11 protein-coding genes, 1 tRNA gene and 1 pseudogene are annotated in these 13,923 nt (G+C 54.9%); 3 read left to right on the plus strand and 10 right to left on the minus strand.

From position 1 onward, the window contains the following. Positions 1 to 263: 263 nt before the first annotated feature. The 3 genes from AC2FF8_RS13145 to AC2FF8_RS13155 all read right to left on the minus strand — a co-directional run bounded on the left by AC2FF8_RS13145 (position 264) and on the right by AC2FF8_RS13155 (position 3,697). Positions 264 to 1,346: an alkaline phosphatase family protein gene (locus tag AC2FF8_RS13145; protein WP_496879892.1), complete on the minus strand. Its 1,083-nt coding sequence runs from the start codon at positions 1,344 to 1,346 to the stop codon at positions 264 to 266. Further along, positions 1,276 to 1,968 (minus strand): alkaline phosphatase family protein, encoded by a 693-nt coding sequence (locus AC2FF8_RS13150; protein ID WP_496879893.1) that lies wholly within the window; start codon positions 1,966 to 1,968, stop codon positions 1,276 to 1,278. The genes AC2FF8_RS13145 and AC2FF8_RS13150 overlap by 71 nt, the downstream gene beginning before the upstream one ends. A gap of 85 nt (positions 1,969 to 2,053) precedes the next feature. Continuing rightward, positions 2,054 to 3,697: a sulfatase-like hydrolase/transferase gene (locus tag AC2FF8_RS13155; RefSeq protein WP_496879894.1), complete on the minus strand. Its 1,644-nt coding sequence runs from the start codon at positions 3,695 to 3,697 to the stop codon at positions 2,054 to 2,056. Positions 3,698 to 4,049: 352 nt separating this feature from the next. On the opposite strand from AC2FF8_RS13155, the gene AC2FF8_RS13160 reads away from it, so the two are divergent. Next, the gene (locus tag AC2FF8_RS13160) at positions 4,050 to 4,961 is read left to right on the plus strand and encodes a helix-turn-helix domain-containing protein (protein ID WP_496879895.1); all 912 of its coding nucleotides are present in this window, start codon (positions 4,050 to 4,052) and stop codon (positions 4,959 to 4,961) included. 481 nt (positions 4,962 to 5,442) lie between these two features. On the opposite strand, the gene AC2FF8_RS13165 is transcribed toward AC2FF8_RS13160, so the two are convergent. From AC2FF8_RS13165 to AC2FF8_RS13180, 4 genes and pseudogenes are all read right to left on the minus strand, one after another. After that, the gene (locus AC2FF8_RS13165; protein ID WP_425079341.1) at positions 5,443 to 5,565 is read right to left on the minus strand and encodes a hypothetical protein; all 123 of its coding nucleotides are present in this window, start codon (positions 5,563 to 5,565) and stop codon (positions 5,443 to 5,445) included. 50 nt (positions 5,566 to 5,615) lie between these two features. Continuing rightward, positions 5,616 to 6,050, minus strand: coding sequence for a hypothetical protein (locus AC2FF8_RS13170; RefSeq protein ID WP_496879896.1), 435 nt, complete (start codon positions 6,048 to 6,050; stop codon positions 5,616 to 5,618). Positions 6,051 to 6,069: 19 nt separating this feature from the next. Further along, positions 6,070 to 6,163: transfer RNA gene (locus AC2FF8_RS13175), tRNA-OTHER, on the minus strand. A gap of 809 nt (positions 6,164 to 6,972) precedes the next feature. Then, positions 6,973 to 7,495: pseudogene (locus AC2FF8_RS13180) on the minus strand (IS5 family transposase); the annotation flags it as partial. 148 nt (positions 7,496 to 7,643) lie between these two features. Here AC2FF8_RS13180 and AC2FF8_RS13185 point away from each other — a divergent pair. Together AC2FF8_RS13185 and AC2FF8_RS13190 are read left to right on the plus strand one after the other, a co-directional pair. Continuing rightward, positions 7,644 to 8,240, plus strand: coding sequence for a TetR/AcrR family transcriptional regulator (locus tag AC2FF8_RS13185; RefSeq protein ID WP_170347398.1), 597 nt, complete (start codon positions 7,644 to 7,646; stop codon positions 8,238 to 8,240). 122 nt (positions 8,241 to 8,362) lie between these two features. After that, a complete protein-coding gene (locus AC2FF8_RS13190) occupies positions 8,363 to 9,469 on the plus strand; it encodes an alkene reductase (protein WP_496879897.1) in 1,107 nt (368 codons plus the stop codon). A 512-nt stretch (positions 9,470 to 9,981) separates the two neighbouring features. Here AC2FF8_RS13190 and AC2FF8_RS13195 read toward each other — a convergent pair. The 3 genes from AC2FF8_RS13195 to AC2FF8_RS13205 all read right to left on the minus strand — a co-directional run bounded on the left by AC2FF8_RS13195 (position 9,982) and on the right by AC2FF8_RS13205 (position 13,908). Then, entirely contained in the window at positions 9,982 to 11,481 is a 1,500-nt protein-coding gene (locus AC2FF8_RS13195) for an AMP-binding protein (RefSeq protein ID WP_496879898.1), read from the minus strand. Beyond that, a complete protein-coding gene (gene sauS, locus AC2FF8_RS13200) occupies positions 11,478 to 12,881 on the minus strand; it encodes an acylating sulfoacetaldehyde dehydrogenase (protein WP_496873114.1) in 1,404 nt (467 codons plus the stop codon). The genes AC2FF8_RS13195 and sauS overlap by 4 nt, the downstream gene beginning before the upstream one ends. Before the next feature lie 64 nt (positions 12,882 to 12,945). Next, complete coding sequence (locus tag AC2FF8_RS13205; RefSeq protein WP_496879899.1) at positions 12,946 to 13,908, minus strand: tripartite tricarboxylate transporter substrate binding protein; 963 nt, start codon at positions 13,906 to 13,908, stop codon at positions 12,946 to 12,948. Between the last annotated feature and the right edge of the window lie 15 nt (positions 13,909 to 13,923).

Consider the following 13,923-nt stretch of genomic DNA (forward strand, 5'->3'; position numbering starts at 1 on the left):
CTGCCCTAGCGGTGAATTCAATCAGTTTTTGGCTTAGTCGTTGCGGTTATGGCCCTTTGCGTTGCTCAATCCCGCAAAGGGCCTCCCTATAGAACCTTGGGTTCCATGCGGTCTTTTTGCTTGGATTCTCGCGAACGGCCGCGATGCGCAGGAAGCGGACTTTGCAAAGTTCAGAATGTGCAGCACATCAATAAGTGATACAACCCAATCCCAAGTTTGCTGCATACACACTCACATGCGGGCCAAGCCAAGTTAACCTTCCATTATTTTTGCTCGTGAAAGTGCGGGCTAGACTCGCCTACTTCTTTCAAAGTCTCGCCAACAGCGCTGCTTGGTTGGCTGATACCCAAAACACTGCTTAGTGTAACAGCGACATCCACTGTTGAAACTGGGCGACTTACTCTAGCCGGTTTGATGTCGGGCCCAGAGAAGATGATCGGAACGTGAGTGTCATAGCGCCAAGGTGATCCGTGCATTACGGCAACCGGACCATCTTCAAACAGAAATGAATACGGCGTCTGCACAACGTAAATGTCCCCAGAGCGTGTTGGGTGGTAATTACGCTGAATCTGGTTCTGTAGGGTGTGACCCTGTTGTTCAGCGAGCGGTACAGTCGGCATGGCAAGCTCAATGCCCGGTTCAGCCATTAACCTTTCGGCGACGCGACGTTCGATCAACCGGCGGTCGGCGCCTGCCAACGATATCGCGTTGTGGTCGAGATAAACATAAGGACGAAAAAAGAACTGAACCGCGCCCTCCACGCCAAATTCATCGGCAAGAACTGTATTTACCTCTGCCATCAGTGCTTCGGTGGAGTATCGGAAAGTCGTGAGTCCGGTTTGAGCCATCTCTTCCGGCGCTTCGGGCATGCCGTGATCAGCGGAAAGGACGAAAAGTACATTCTCGGGTCCGACTTCTCGATCCAGGAAGGCGAAGAAATCTGCCAGCGTCTCGTCCAAGCAGCGCACCATTTCTTCATTTTCCAGGCTGGATGGTCCAAAGAAATGGTTGGTTGCGTCCACGCCTGAAAAGCTAATGCTGAGGTAATCGGGCCATTCGTCATTGCCTAACCCTTCTTCTTTGATCACAGTTTTCGCAAAGTCCGCCGTGATCCGATCTCCATGCGGTGAAACCAAGACCTGTGTGTAATAGAGCCCATCTTCCGGCGTCCCATAGAAATGTGGGAAAGTACGACCGAGCGTACCGAGATTTGTCACGAATGGACGTTCCTCTTTGTCCATCAGGTAGGGTGCATCCGAACACTCCGGCCACCATTCACTCTCGATTTTTTGTATCTGCCGGGCGCTTTGAATTCCAATCGTTTGCCCAGTCAGGATATGCGTCATAGTAGTACGTGCTTGTTTCAAACGCGCCAGTAGCCGTCGACATCCAAAAGGCCTTGCCGACATGTCCTGCCATTGCAACCGCCGAACGGTCTTTGCCAGACACCGAGAACACTTTAGATCGGCCTGCATTGGACTTCGACAATTCATCTCCAAAAGTTGTGGCCAGCAGGTTAACAGGCGAACGTCCTGAGGTCGTAGCGGCTGCCTGTGTCGGGTCAACTTGATCGACCTCACCCCCAAAGCCGGTAACAGCTAGCATTGGATAGTCCGGGTCCTCAATATTGTATCCCAGGCGCTCCTCAGCCCTGTTAAACCATGCATTGCCTATCATACCGTGTTCAGACGGGTATGCCCCAGTCGCAAGAGTCGCGTGGCCGACAATAGTCTCGGTGTTGGCGTGTCTATGGTGAGCATCGGTGTACCAGACACCGTTTTTCAAAAGCCTGTTAAACCCCCCGTCGCCAAACGAAGCGTTGTACCGGGAGATCAAATCTCCACGTAGCCCATCTACTGTGATTTGCACGATCAGGCGAATACCATCAGGCCGATCTCCGGCGACAGCACCTGAAGGTAAGCTGATGCAACAGGCTGCAACCGAAAGATAAACAGCGAAACGAGACATGGAAAAGCTCCTGTTATTCAATTGGAGGGCGGAGATGTTAGGGTCGCCGCCCTTACCGCTCAGGCATTGCCCAAGTGCATTACCCCTACTGCCAACTCATGAAGACATCGCGCGCCAGTTCGCTTTCCGGCCGCAAGTTCTCGATCCCTCCATAAGGCGTGTCTTTTCCGATTTCTGAGTGCGGGTATTTCGCGATCATTTTCTGATGGCGCTTGACCATGTCCTGGAACGACGCGCCTGACCACAAGGCATTTCCTATCATCGCGTTTTCCTCACGCGGGTCCCGATAAACGTTATACACGGGCGCTCCGGCTCCGGGTTGGCCAGGCGCAGGCAGGTGCATTTTGAACTCTTGCTTCACGACCGAGCGCAGCACCGGGCCCTCGTATACATAGACGTAATCTCGGCGGCCGTTGCCCTCTCCCTCAAGCAAAAGGGCTGTCTGGTCGATCCCGTCGATCACTCGGTCGCGCGGAATCAGATCCGTAGCACCTGCAATACGCGCAAACGTGGTGTAGATGTCAGATACGTGGAAAATATCACCCGCCGCACTGTCCGCCTCAATCACGCCCGGCCAACGGATAAAGGCATCGGTACGCACGCCACCTTCCAAATGCTGTGTCTTGCCACCCCGGTAAATCAATTGGCTCAGGCCAGACATTCCCTCGTAGTGGTACATCAAGCCGTTGTCAGCCATCAGCATCACGATTGTGTTGTCAGCCTCACCGGTGTCTTCGAGTTTTGCCAGCAACTCACCGATCCAACCATCCAGCAGTTGCAGCTTGTCTGCATGAAAGCCACCATTGCGCGACAATGCTTCATCTGCATAAACAAAGTTAAGCGGATAAAGCGGCCAATACTGAAGGAAAAACGGTTCGTCTTCCGCCGCCAAGCGATCCAGTTGCTCGATTATCTGGCGCTGGTATCGCTCGTTCATCTCTTCATATTTGGCTTGGTTCCAAATCTCGCCCGGCTCCATGTCAACCTCGCGTGCGGCGCCGCCCGCCTCGGCCTCAACCCCGGTAACAAGGCCGTAAGGTTTGAACCGCTCGTCAATCAGGAACTGATTGTTTTGCCCCTCCGGCGCGTAGCCTAACATATTGTTTGCGCGCATGGCTTCTTCGGTCATCAGACTCAGCTGCACTTGTTGGTGCAGCGGGAATGCGGCCCAGTCGAAACCTTGGTTGTGCGGATAGGCTTCCTCGATATCTCCCTGATGCCACTTGCCAACATGGGCCGTATTGTATCCGGCTTCTTTCAGGATTTCCGGCAAGGTAACTTCCGAGGCTGGAAGCCCTTCACCCACCAACGCAACCTTGACCTCTTCCACACCTGCTCGGATCGGGTGGCGACCAGTCAACATCGCGGTACGAGTCGGTGTGCAGGACGGTTCAGTGTACATTCGCATCAAGGACATGCCCTCGGTGGCAAGTTGGTTGATGCTGGGTGTTTCAATCCCCATCACATAGTTCATCTTGCGATCACCCATCTGACCGAAACTGACGTCGTCAATCAGGATGTAGAGGATGTTAGGCGGTGCACCGCCACTTGCCTCTCGAATCTCGGCCAAGCGCGCTTCGATTTCTTGATCCTGCGCGTCCCAGACATCCCCGAATTGCGCACGCAGATAGTTGTATTCGCCATCATGAATAATAGGGCTTTCCTGCGCCATTGCAGGAGAAGATACCAGCAGAGAAAATACACTCGCGGCACCAATTTTATTGATCAACTTAGCCATCCTTGGATCCCCCTCGAAATTCAATTTCGTCCATTGCTTGGACTATCAGTGCGTGGCATTTGGCGGAGATGGATTGGTTGGACTTTTGTGCCATCTCCGTCAGGCGACGATGTTCCGGGGGTGTCAGAAAGGTTACGACGCGTTCTGATCGCGCCTCCCCGTCAGGAAGCCGAGGACGTCCCATGTTCAGCGTGTGTGGAGTTTCCCCAGGCACTTGACACCCCAGTGGTCAGTTTAGTTTTCTTTACCGGTAAAGTGTCAAACTACTCGGGTGGGCCGCATCAAAAATTCGCCAGATAAGCAAAATTTTAAGTCTTCAGATCACCACTCTGTTGTTTCGTCGATGCAGCTGAACCTGCATCATCCGAACGACCTTGCCGAGGTTACCTCTTGGCAACTCGATTTTCGGCAACTGGATGCGGGTCGGTTATCCACCAAGGTCACTGCGCGTGCCAGCGACACGATGATCATCCTCAACATCGCAATGACTGGCAATGTTCACCAACAAGGGGCATCACCCGAGGGTTGGACGACGTTGGGTATTCCCAAGCGAGATACGATCAAAACTTGGCAAGGGCAGGACGTCGGAAAAAGTGCATTTCTGTCTTTTGGGAACAACGACGGCTTCGATGGAGTGTCGACTTCCGAATTTGAAGGCAACGTGCTTTCGTTTGACAGCCAACGGTTTCTTTCGTTGGCACAAGCCTGTGGCTTTGACCTTTTGGATGATCGCGCGAGTGCACGGGAAGCATTATCGAAGCAAGTCCTGGCAAAAATGAATTGGCTGGAACGCGTCATTTCCGACTTAATAAAAGACTTTGGTACGCCTTGGAACACCGCTACAGAAGAAGCTCTGATGTTAGAAGCGCTGACCATTCTCACCGACAGCGAAGTTTTTCGGGATAAAAGCCGAGCCAAAATTCGAAGCAAAGCCCTGAATCTTGCCATCGAAATGATGAAAGAACATCTGGAAGATCCAATCCCCATTAGGGACATATGCCTCCAATGCGGCGCGTCGTGGAGAACACTTGATCGCGCTTTCAACGAACGTTTCGGTTGCGGACCCAAAACGTACTACATACGACTAAGGCTGAACCGTGTTCGCGAATTTCTGCGCAAAGACGCATCTGTTTACAGGATTGTGGATGTGGCCAACCGCAATGGCTTTTGGCACATGGGGCAATTCGCGCGTGACTACAGGCGTTTTTTTGGCGAGCTTCCATCTCAGACTCAGCTTGGCTTGAAAGGCAGATAGGTAAACATGGGATCTTAGGTAAGGGGTCTTTGTTTCGGACATATGACAAAGTTCCATGCATTGCCTTTAAACGAACGGTAGTTTTGTTCGCATATCCACAGTTTCAAAGTTCGGTTTTGAAGGTCTGCTTTGGGCTGGTTGCGGTCAACCATGCTCATCGCAGAGACTGATAGTACATGGTTCCGCAAAGCAGTGTTGAGGATATGGTTATCCGGGGCGCTTTGGTTCCTAGCAGAAGAGGCGCTTAGAAGAAGCGTGCACTACTACAACGACAGTCGCCATATAAGACATCTTATATTAAGTGTTGGGTAATGGCGGCAGGTAAGCTGTACTAGCGGTCTGGGTCTGTATCGAGTTTGCCCCAGAGATCATAACCAGATCTGAGAAGCCATCATTCGAGGCCTCTTTGGGTAGTACACCAGCTCTTCGCCGGCGTTCGACCTCGGCCGTTAGTTCTTCCTCTGTAGCTGTCTCAACCACATCACATCGAAGAGCTGTCCGTATTCATGAGCTTCCGGGCGTAGTCCTCGTCATCGTAGGCTTCCATGATCTTTTCGAAGGTCACTTGTTGTTCGGCGGTCATCACCATTCCTTCTTCACGCACGCGGGGCACCGATTACGGTCATCCGTTCGGTCGATCTGAGCGAAAAAGCCTCAGACCGAGCACGTCATTTGATCTCGAATGGGTTCCTTTTGAACGCCAAACAGCCGGTGCCGTTCCGGATGGCGCTTGCTAACGACATCATGCCCGCACCAACAACAAAGTGTCTTGTACCAGCCGTCCAGAAGTTGGGTCTCGGCACTATTCCCGCATCGTTCACAGCTGTGATTTGCACGCGCAATCGTCTCAGCGATCATCGACTGGATGTGTCGATCATCACACCTGTGGTAGATGCGGAGCTCTCCCAGCTTCTCCTTGATCTGGAGGACAAAGGGGTAGGTGGCACCCTTCAGATCGCAGTATTCCTTAACCTCCGTGAAGAGCTTTGTGACCAAGCCGGACCAGCCTTCGGGTGTGCGTCCGAGGCTCTCTTCGACCGATTGCTTGATGTCGTTGAAATCAATTGCGTTCGAAACGTCGTCCGCCATGTCGGACACCTCCTAAGGATGGTAGGAGGCGTCGGAATCGAACCGACTCGTGCACTCTAATCTGGAGCAATTACAAGGATATAAGCCTCGCCCGCATACCAATGCTGCCTCCCACGGATTTCGCGTGGGTTATCGACCTCAGGCCGATATTCGATGGCAGTGGATGCGTGTATACGTCATGACCGGAAGCTGAACCAGTTAGGGCCACCGTGTCAAGTCGGAGTGCGCGCCAGCCCGAGATTCACCGCGTAGTTCTGGGAACCTTCTAGCTTAACGTGTGCCCAAATGACTGAAGCAACTCGTTTGGAGGGTTGGTCAACTTGGCGTAGGTCTCACATAGTGAGACGATTCGACACTCGATGTTCAAGGTTAGAACTCAGCATCTACGCTGAAGAACAAAATACGACGGATCAAATCTCGCGAAAGTGACCGAGCTTCTAGGGTTAGTTCAAATACTGCGGCTTGTCTGCATCCACCTGCGTGACGCGGGATTAGTATAGGACTCTATCCAGTTGCGACCAGTCGATGGTTCGCAACAGCCCTTCAACGGGCTCCGGGTTTAGCGTTCTGTTTCGACCGATATGCTCTTTGACGTGACGTAACAGCCGAATGCATATCAAGCCCCCATCGCCGGAGTTTTTTTTGGGATCTATCGCAAGCGTGCAAGTGAACTGCATTCTGCAAACGAGAGTTGAAATTTGCTAATCAAAGCGTAGCTGTGATTGAAGGAAAATACCAAAAAGTTGTAGGGCTTGTTCAGAAACCACTGTCAATTGAGCGCGCACTTTGAACCACGCAAACTTATGGGCAAATCGTGCAATGTTATGCGCAAACGTCGCGCAAATTTAAGGGCGAAGACACCCGAGTTTTCTAAACAAAATCAATGATGGCGATGCAGCGTTATGAGCGCACCTACATTGTTGTAGGTGCGCTTGTCGTATTTCACCGGTTTCGTCCGCTGTTTCCGGAAAGGGATGCAGGCGCGTATCCCGTTGTCTTTCAACGCTTCTCGGAACCAGTCGGCGTCATAGCCGCGAACTCCGAGCAGCCAGTCGACATCCGGCAGGCTGCTCAGCAATGCCCGTGCACCGATGCAATCGCTGACCTGCCCGGCGGTGACGAAGAAGTTGATCGGGCGCCCCAGGCTGTCCCAGATGGCGTGCAGTTTGGTGTTCATGCCGCCCTTTGTGCGGCCAATCAGGCGTCCACGCCCCCCTTTTTGAGGCCCAGACTGGACGCTGTGCGATGGGCCTTCTGATAGGTGGCGTCGATCATGACGGTCCTTTCTTCACCGTGCCCGGTAGCCAAACCGACCATCATCCGGGCGAAGATGCCCTGTTCGTGGCTTCTCTCGGACCGGTGGCGTTCAGCCACGCACCTCCACCGCTTCCAGCGGTTGAACAGGGTCTTGTGCGGCCGTATTCTCTGGGCGCGTCCCGCCACCGCTCTCGCCGCCACTTTCATCTTCTGGCTATGAAGCAAGAACGAGACCGGACCCAAAATCCCATTCTCTGGCCATAATATGGACTGACTATTCCAAAAATTGCCTACCGCCACCTTGAATTTCTGGACCAATCATTCCAAATCATACGCATGAGCACAGAAACTCTCCCAGTTACCGACATCAAGCCGACCGCAGGCCCGGGTCGGCCTCGTGCCTTCGACGAAGCCGAGGCTTTGGAGAAAGCCTTGTGCGTATTCTGGCACAAGGGCTACGAGACCGCGTCCGTGGACGATCTGACCAAGGCCATGGGTTTGAGTCGGTCCAGCTTTTATGGAGCATTTGGCAACAAGCAGGCTTTGTTTCACAAAGCCCTCAGGCACTATTCAAGGCGTGGTTTGAAAGCTCTGCGTGACGTCGCGGACGCGGGCGGAGATGACCCCGTTGGTGCGATAATGGAAGCTTTGGCGAACCCGCAAGGAGGTCGTGACGGCTGCATGCTGATCAATTGCCTTACGGAGCTTGCTCCTCATGATGATGAAGTGGCGGCTCTCGGGCGGCAGCATTTGGAGAGTATTGACGAGATTATTGCGAGAGCGCTTGAGCCTTCAAATCCGGGACAGGCACTCGACAAGGCACGCGCCTTTGCATCCCTTGCAATCGGCACACTAGCCTTCCGCAAGGCGGGCGTTCCCGCTGAGCAGATATCGCAAACCCTGAAACAAGCCCGGTTGGTGATTTCGCCATAAGGCCTCCTGCCACCATAAGGAAATGAAACCTAACACAAACTCAAACAAGAGACACTGACCCTAATATTGGACTGATCGGTCCAATAATATCTGAACGAAGTTTACCAAAGAAGGAAACAGCAATGGCTGATGAAAAACTGTTCTCCGGCATCAAAGCTGGTGCAATCGAGCTGAAAAACCGCATTGTCATGGCGCCACTGACCCGCAACCGGGCAAGAGCCGAGGATGACAGTGTCCATGAATTGCAGGCCAAGTACTACGCGCAGCGGGCAGGTGCTGGTCTGATCATCACGGAAGCATCGCAAATCTCGCCCCAGGGCAAAGGCTATGCCTGGACGCCCGGCATTTATTCCGAAGCGCAGATCGACGGCTGGAAAAAAGTGACTGACGCCGTCCATGCCAAGGATGGGAAGATCGTAATCCAACTTTGGCATGTGGGCCGGATTTCGCATACCAGCTTGCAGCAGGACGGCGGCGCCCCTGTAGCGCCATCCGCAATCGGCGCAAAGGCCAAGACCTTTGATGGCGAGCAGTTTGTTGAAACATCGGAACCGCGGGCTCTGGCCATCGAAGAAATTGCAGGCATTGTCGCCGACTACCGGAAGGCCGCAGAAAACGCCATGAAAGCCGGATTTGACGGTGTCGAGGTCCATGCCGCCAATGGATATCTGATCGATCAGTTCCTGCGCGACGAGTCCAACAAGCGTGAAGACGAATACGGAGGTCCTGTCGAGAACAGAGCGCGGTTCCTGAAAGAAGTCATGGACGCCGTTGTCGACGTGTGGGGTGCCGACCGCGTCGGTGTCCGCCTCAGCCCGTTCTCGAACGCCAACAACATTTCCGACAGCGACCCGCAGGCGACATTCACCCATGCGGTCAAATTGCTGAATGGCTATGGGTTGGCCTATCTCCATCTCGTAGAAGGGCAGACCGGCGGCCCGCGCGATATTCCGGAAGGTGGTGACCTGAAGGCGCTCTATGAATTGTTTGACGGTGCGAAAATCGGCAACAACGCTTATGACCGAGACATGGCGATTGAAGCGGTTGAGACCGGCGCCGTCGATCTGGTGGCCTTTGGTCGGCCGTTTATTTCAAACCCGGATCTTGTCAACCGGCTGGAGAAAGACGCCGCGCTGAATGAGCTCGATCCAACCACTCTCTACGGCGGCAATGAAAAAGGGTACACCGATTATCCGGCACTGGAAGAGGAAGCGGTCGCCGCAGAGTGATACATCGCTCTTAGCCCCGTAGTGACGGGCAATACCAAGCATAGTGAGCGCGCCGGCTTGGACGCGCTCACCTGGCTGTTACGGAAACATCCGTTCTTGAAGCGAGGATCTATCACAAGCCTGCGAATAACCTGCTTCCCTATGATCAGGGTTGAATGTTTCCAATCTGAATGCACTCTTGATTGAGAGGCACCCGATTTTAGTTGAAGAAGGTGTGCGGTGATTACCATCAATTGAACGCGCTTCTCGAACGGCGCAATGTTATATGAAAATCGTGCAAATTCATGCCCAAATGCCGCGCAAAACTTTGCGCGAGAATACGCAAAATTTCCAAACAAAATCAATGTTGGCAATGCAGCGTTACGAGCACACCTACACAAGTCGGGTTGAGCTTTGGTTCCGGTCGAAGCCTCGGGAATGTCGTCATTGGCCAACGTTGTGCATGCGCCCGCCCTGGCTTGCATATCGGATATTGCACGCCTGTTTGCGGGGCCTCCATGGGCTGCAATCGGTCACTGTGTCAAAACAGGCAGCTTGATCCTTTGGATCTTTCCAGATGGCCCCTTTGGCAAGTCCTGCAACAAGTGCACCCTATCAGGCGATTTGAAAGCACCCAGCCGTTGAACGCAAATCGCGATGAGTTGGTCGGATGAAACGCTTGACCCGGTTCGCAATTTGACGGCGGCCTCGACGCGTTCACCGTAGGTTTTGCAAGGGCGTGCAAATGCGGCAGCCTCGATCACGTCAGGGTGCGAATAGAGAGCTTCGTCGATTTCACGTGGGGCGATGTTTTCTCCGCCCTTTATGATCAGCTCTTTCAACCGGCCCGTCACGAAGAAGTAGCCGTCTTCGTCCATGTGCCCCAGGTCTCCGGTGCGCAGCCAGCCATCGGGCGTGAATGTCGCGCGCGTGGCATCCGGATTCTTCAGGTATTCTCTCATCACATTGGGGCCACGTACGGCGATTTCGCCCTTGGTGTTTGGCGGCAGGGGGGTCAGATTTGCCGACAGGATACATGCCTCGTTGCCGTAAGCTTTGCCCGGCGATCCAATTTTGCGGACGCCCGGCGGTAGCGGGTTGGACAAGATCTGTGCGGCTGTTTCCGTCAGGCCCATTGTTTCTACGATGGGGACTTCAAAACGGGTTTCGAACGCGGTTTGTACATCCGGTGCAAGCGGCGAGGATGCCGAGCGGCCGAAACGAAGACGTGCTCTGGTTTCATGCGCGGGTATCAAATCGGAATGCAGCAAGTGCGAGATAATGGTCGGCACCACCGAAAACCACGTGGCCTTGGCGCTCTGGCACTGGTCCCAGAATTTGCGCGTTGAAAACTTTTCGGCCACGGCCAGGGAACCGCCGGAAACAAGCGCGCTCAGCACGGTCACGCAGAGCCCGTTGATATGATAGATCGGCAGCACGCAAAGACCACGATCCGCCGGTGTCAGCTTGTGCGCAACGGTGGGGGTCCATCCACCTGCCAGCAGGCTGACGTGACTATGCACGACCCCCTTTGGGCGACCGGTGGTCCCCGAGGTATACATGAGCAGCGCGTCGTCATCGGGACCAAGCGCATGGAGATCAGGGGCCTTGTCGAAACGAGCGGCAGAATACCGCGTCATCTCTTTGGGGCGAACTCTGTCGAACAGATCGGTCTGCGCGTTGCCGACGAACGCAATTCGTGCGTCGCAATGTCCCAACGCATATCCAATGGCCTCGTCCCCGGCGACAAGGTTGATGACCGTTGCGCGGAACCCGCCATAAAGCACGCCGTACAGGCATTCTATCGCCTCGCGCCCATTCGGTTGAAGGATGGCAACGCTGGCCCCCTTGTCCAATCCCTGCGCTGTCAGATTTTCGGCCAGTTTTCGCGCCCGATCCCTCAGGGTTGACCAGGTTAGCGCAGCTTCGCCGTCGAAAAACAGATAGGCATCACGATCACCGATGGTGCTTGCGCGTTCGTCCAGCCAGCTGCGGATTGTCCCGCCTGGGGGCATCTGATCGTCCATGCTCATGCCCCCGCATCAGCCCAGTATTCCGCGAAGATATCTTCGACGGAGGGTTCAATTGCCGGGATTTCACGGACAATTTTGGTGCTTTGGACAAAGTGCTTCCAATGCAGGTTCTCATCAATCGCATTGCCACCCCAACTGCCACATCCCATCGAAAGCGAGAAAGGCATGCCGTTGTTGAATGACCCTCCGGTCGCAAAGGTGTGAGCCTGATTGACGATTACGCGGCAGGTGGGCATCGAGGCACCCAACGCCACCGCACGGGCATCTTCGGCGGTGTGTATCCCGATGGAGTGCCCCGCGCCCTGATACTGCAAGATTCGAGCGGCAATGGCTTGGGCGTCCTCAAAATCGTTTGCACGATAGAGCGCGGCCACGCGGCTTAGTTTCTCACCCGAAAGCGGATGATCCGGACCGACCCCCTTGGTTTCAACTGCAAGGAACCTGGTGTTTTCAGGCACCTGACCAACCATGCCCAGTGCCTTGATCATCCTGTCGGCGTCCTGTGCGATCACTTCGCGGCTCAGATGCCCATCCGGCCAGAGCTTTGAGACGATCTGGTTTTCGTCCTTCACCAATGCGCCTCCTTCATCGGCAAGGGCTGCGACGAAATCATCATAGATTGCGTCGACGGCGATGATCGCGTTTTCGGACGAACAGGAGGTCGCATTGTCGAAGGTCTTGGAGGCCGTGATCTTCCGGGCAGCGGCCTTCAGGTCAGCTGTCTCATCGACGATCACGGTGACATTGCCCGCGCCGACGGCCACCGCAGGGGTGCCGCAGGTCTGCGCGCGATGCACATTGTTTTGACTGCCGGTGCAGATCACCCGGTCGCTGAGCTCCATCATCGCCTGAGTCTTGGCCTTGGAACCCGGCGGAGGAATCATCTGGACCAGATCGTGATCCAGCCCCAGTTTGTCGAACTCGGCATGAATGTAACGCAAAAGCAGCTCGCAGCTTGCGACGCCTTTGGGTGACGGGGCGACAACAACCGAGTTGCCGCATTTCAACGCGTTGATGATGTTGTTGGCGGGTGTGGCTGCCGGGTTCGTCGACGGCACCACGGCGCCAATCACTCCGATTGGGCGCGCAATCTCGGTGATGCCGGTACTTGCATCCTCATGGATGATCCCATGGGTTCTGACGCCTTTTATGTCGCGCATCAGGCCAAGGGTTTTGCGATGGTTCTTGATCACCTTGTCCGGCACGTTGCCCAGTCCTGTCGTCTCGACCGCAAGTTCGGCCAAAGCCCTGTTGCGTGAAGGCTCCATGATCGCCCAGGCAGCAGCAGCGGCTGCGCGGTCATAGCGCGTCTGGCTGGCGCCGGCTTCGTATTCCTTCTGAGCGGCGCGCGCACGGGTCATGATCAAACTGACTTGGGCGATATCATCATGTGCATTCATCATTGAATTCCTGTTGGTGGGGACAGGGCGGAAACCGCCCCATCCTGTGCCACTGCTCAAATCGTCAAAGACCCGCCAGAAGCTCTTGCAGGGTTTCCTGACGTGCGGCCCACATCTGTTGAACCTCTTCGCGGGTCATGATGTGCATGGGTGACCCACCGGCTTTCATTTTTCCTGCCACCCGCGCGTTCTTGAACATCTCCGGGACTGTTGCGGCCAGTTTGTCGATGACCTCTTGCGGGGTGCCCTTGGGGACCATGATGCCGCGGAAATTCACGCTGGCATTGTCGATGTCATAGCCTTGCTCTTTCAGTGTGGGGACGTCCGGCAGGAACGCGTTGCGTTCCAGATCGAACACGCCAAGGATTTTGACATTTCCGGCTTCCTGCGCGCGGAACGCATCGGACAGGTTGTTCACGCCGCCCATGACGTCGCCTGCAATCACGGCCTTCATGGCCGCCGCACCACCGCCCTTGGTCGGGATGTACGCCATTTTGACCCCGGCTTCCTTCTCAAGCTGCAAGGCGGCGATGTGGTGCCCGACGAACAGGCCCGCACCGGAAAAGGTCAGCTTCCCCGGGTTCTCCTTGGCATAGTTCACCACTTCTTGCATGGAATTGAAGGGGCTGTCCTTGGCCACGACGAATACCGCAGGATCTGCGCCCCAGTTGGCGATGGGCTCGAAACTGTCTGCCGAATATTCAACGCCGCCCTTGATCGACTGGGCGATGAAATGCGGGATGTTGTAAGCCGCCAGCGTGTAGCCATCAGCCTCGGCCTGTGTCGCAAACCAGTTCCAGCCGACACGGCCACCTGCCCCCGGCTTGTTGATGATCGCGATGGGCATTCCAAGCGCGTCTTCGTTGCCCGCAGTCATTGTGACGATACGCGCCTGAAAGTCGGTGGCGCCACCCGCACCATAACTGACCATCATCATGATGGGGCGTTCGGGGTAGTCCTGCGCCACGGCCGCGCCACCGGTCAGGGACATCAGCGCCAGTGCAGCGCCTGCCAGTAGATATTTCATTTCAGATCCTCCCTT

The sequence above is a fragment of the Ruegeria sp. YTSA144 genome (assembly GCF_059610125.1).

Bases quoted from the DNA above. Each gene is read 5' to 3' on its own strand.
- AC2FF8_RS13145 (WP_496879892.1), bottom strand. From the start codon at position 1,346: ATGACGCATATCCTGACTGGGCAAACGATTGGAATTCAAAGCGCCCGG.
- AC2FF8_RS13150 (WP_496879893.1), bottom strand. From the start codon at position 1,968: ATGTCTCGTTTCGCTGTTTATCTTTCGGTTGCAGCCTGTTGCATCAGC.
- AC2FF8_RS13160 (WP_496879895.1), top strand. From the start codon at position 4,050: ATGCAGCTGAACCTGCATCATCCGAACGACCTTGCCGAGGTTACCTCT.
- AC2FF8_RS13170 (WP_496879896.1), bottom strand. From the start codon at position 6,050: ATGGCGGACGACGTTTCGAACGCAATTGATTTCAACGACATCAAGCAA.
- AC2FF8_RS13185 (WP_170347398.1), top strand. From the start codon at position 7,644: ATGAGCACAGAAACTCTCCCAGTTACCGACATCAAGCCGACCGCAGGC.
- AC2FF8_RS13190 (WP_496879897.1), top strand. From the start codon at position 8,363: ATGGCTGATGAAAAACTGTTCTCCGGCATCAAAGCTGGTGCAATCGAG.
- AC2FF8_RS13195 (WP_496879898.1), bottom strand. From the start codon at position 11,481: ATGAGCATGGACGATCAGATGCCCCCAGGCGGGACAATCCGCAGCTGG.
- sauS (WP_496873114.1), bottom strand. From the start codon at position 12,881: ATGAATGCACATGATGATATCGCCCAAGTCAGTTTGATCATGACCCGT.
- AC2FF8_RS13205 (WP_496879899.1), bottom strand. From the start codon at position 13,908: ATGAAATATCTACTGGCAGGCGCTGCACTGGCGCTGATGTCCCTGACC.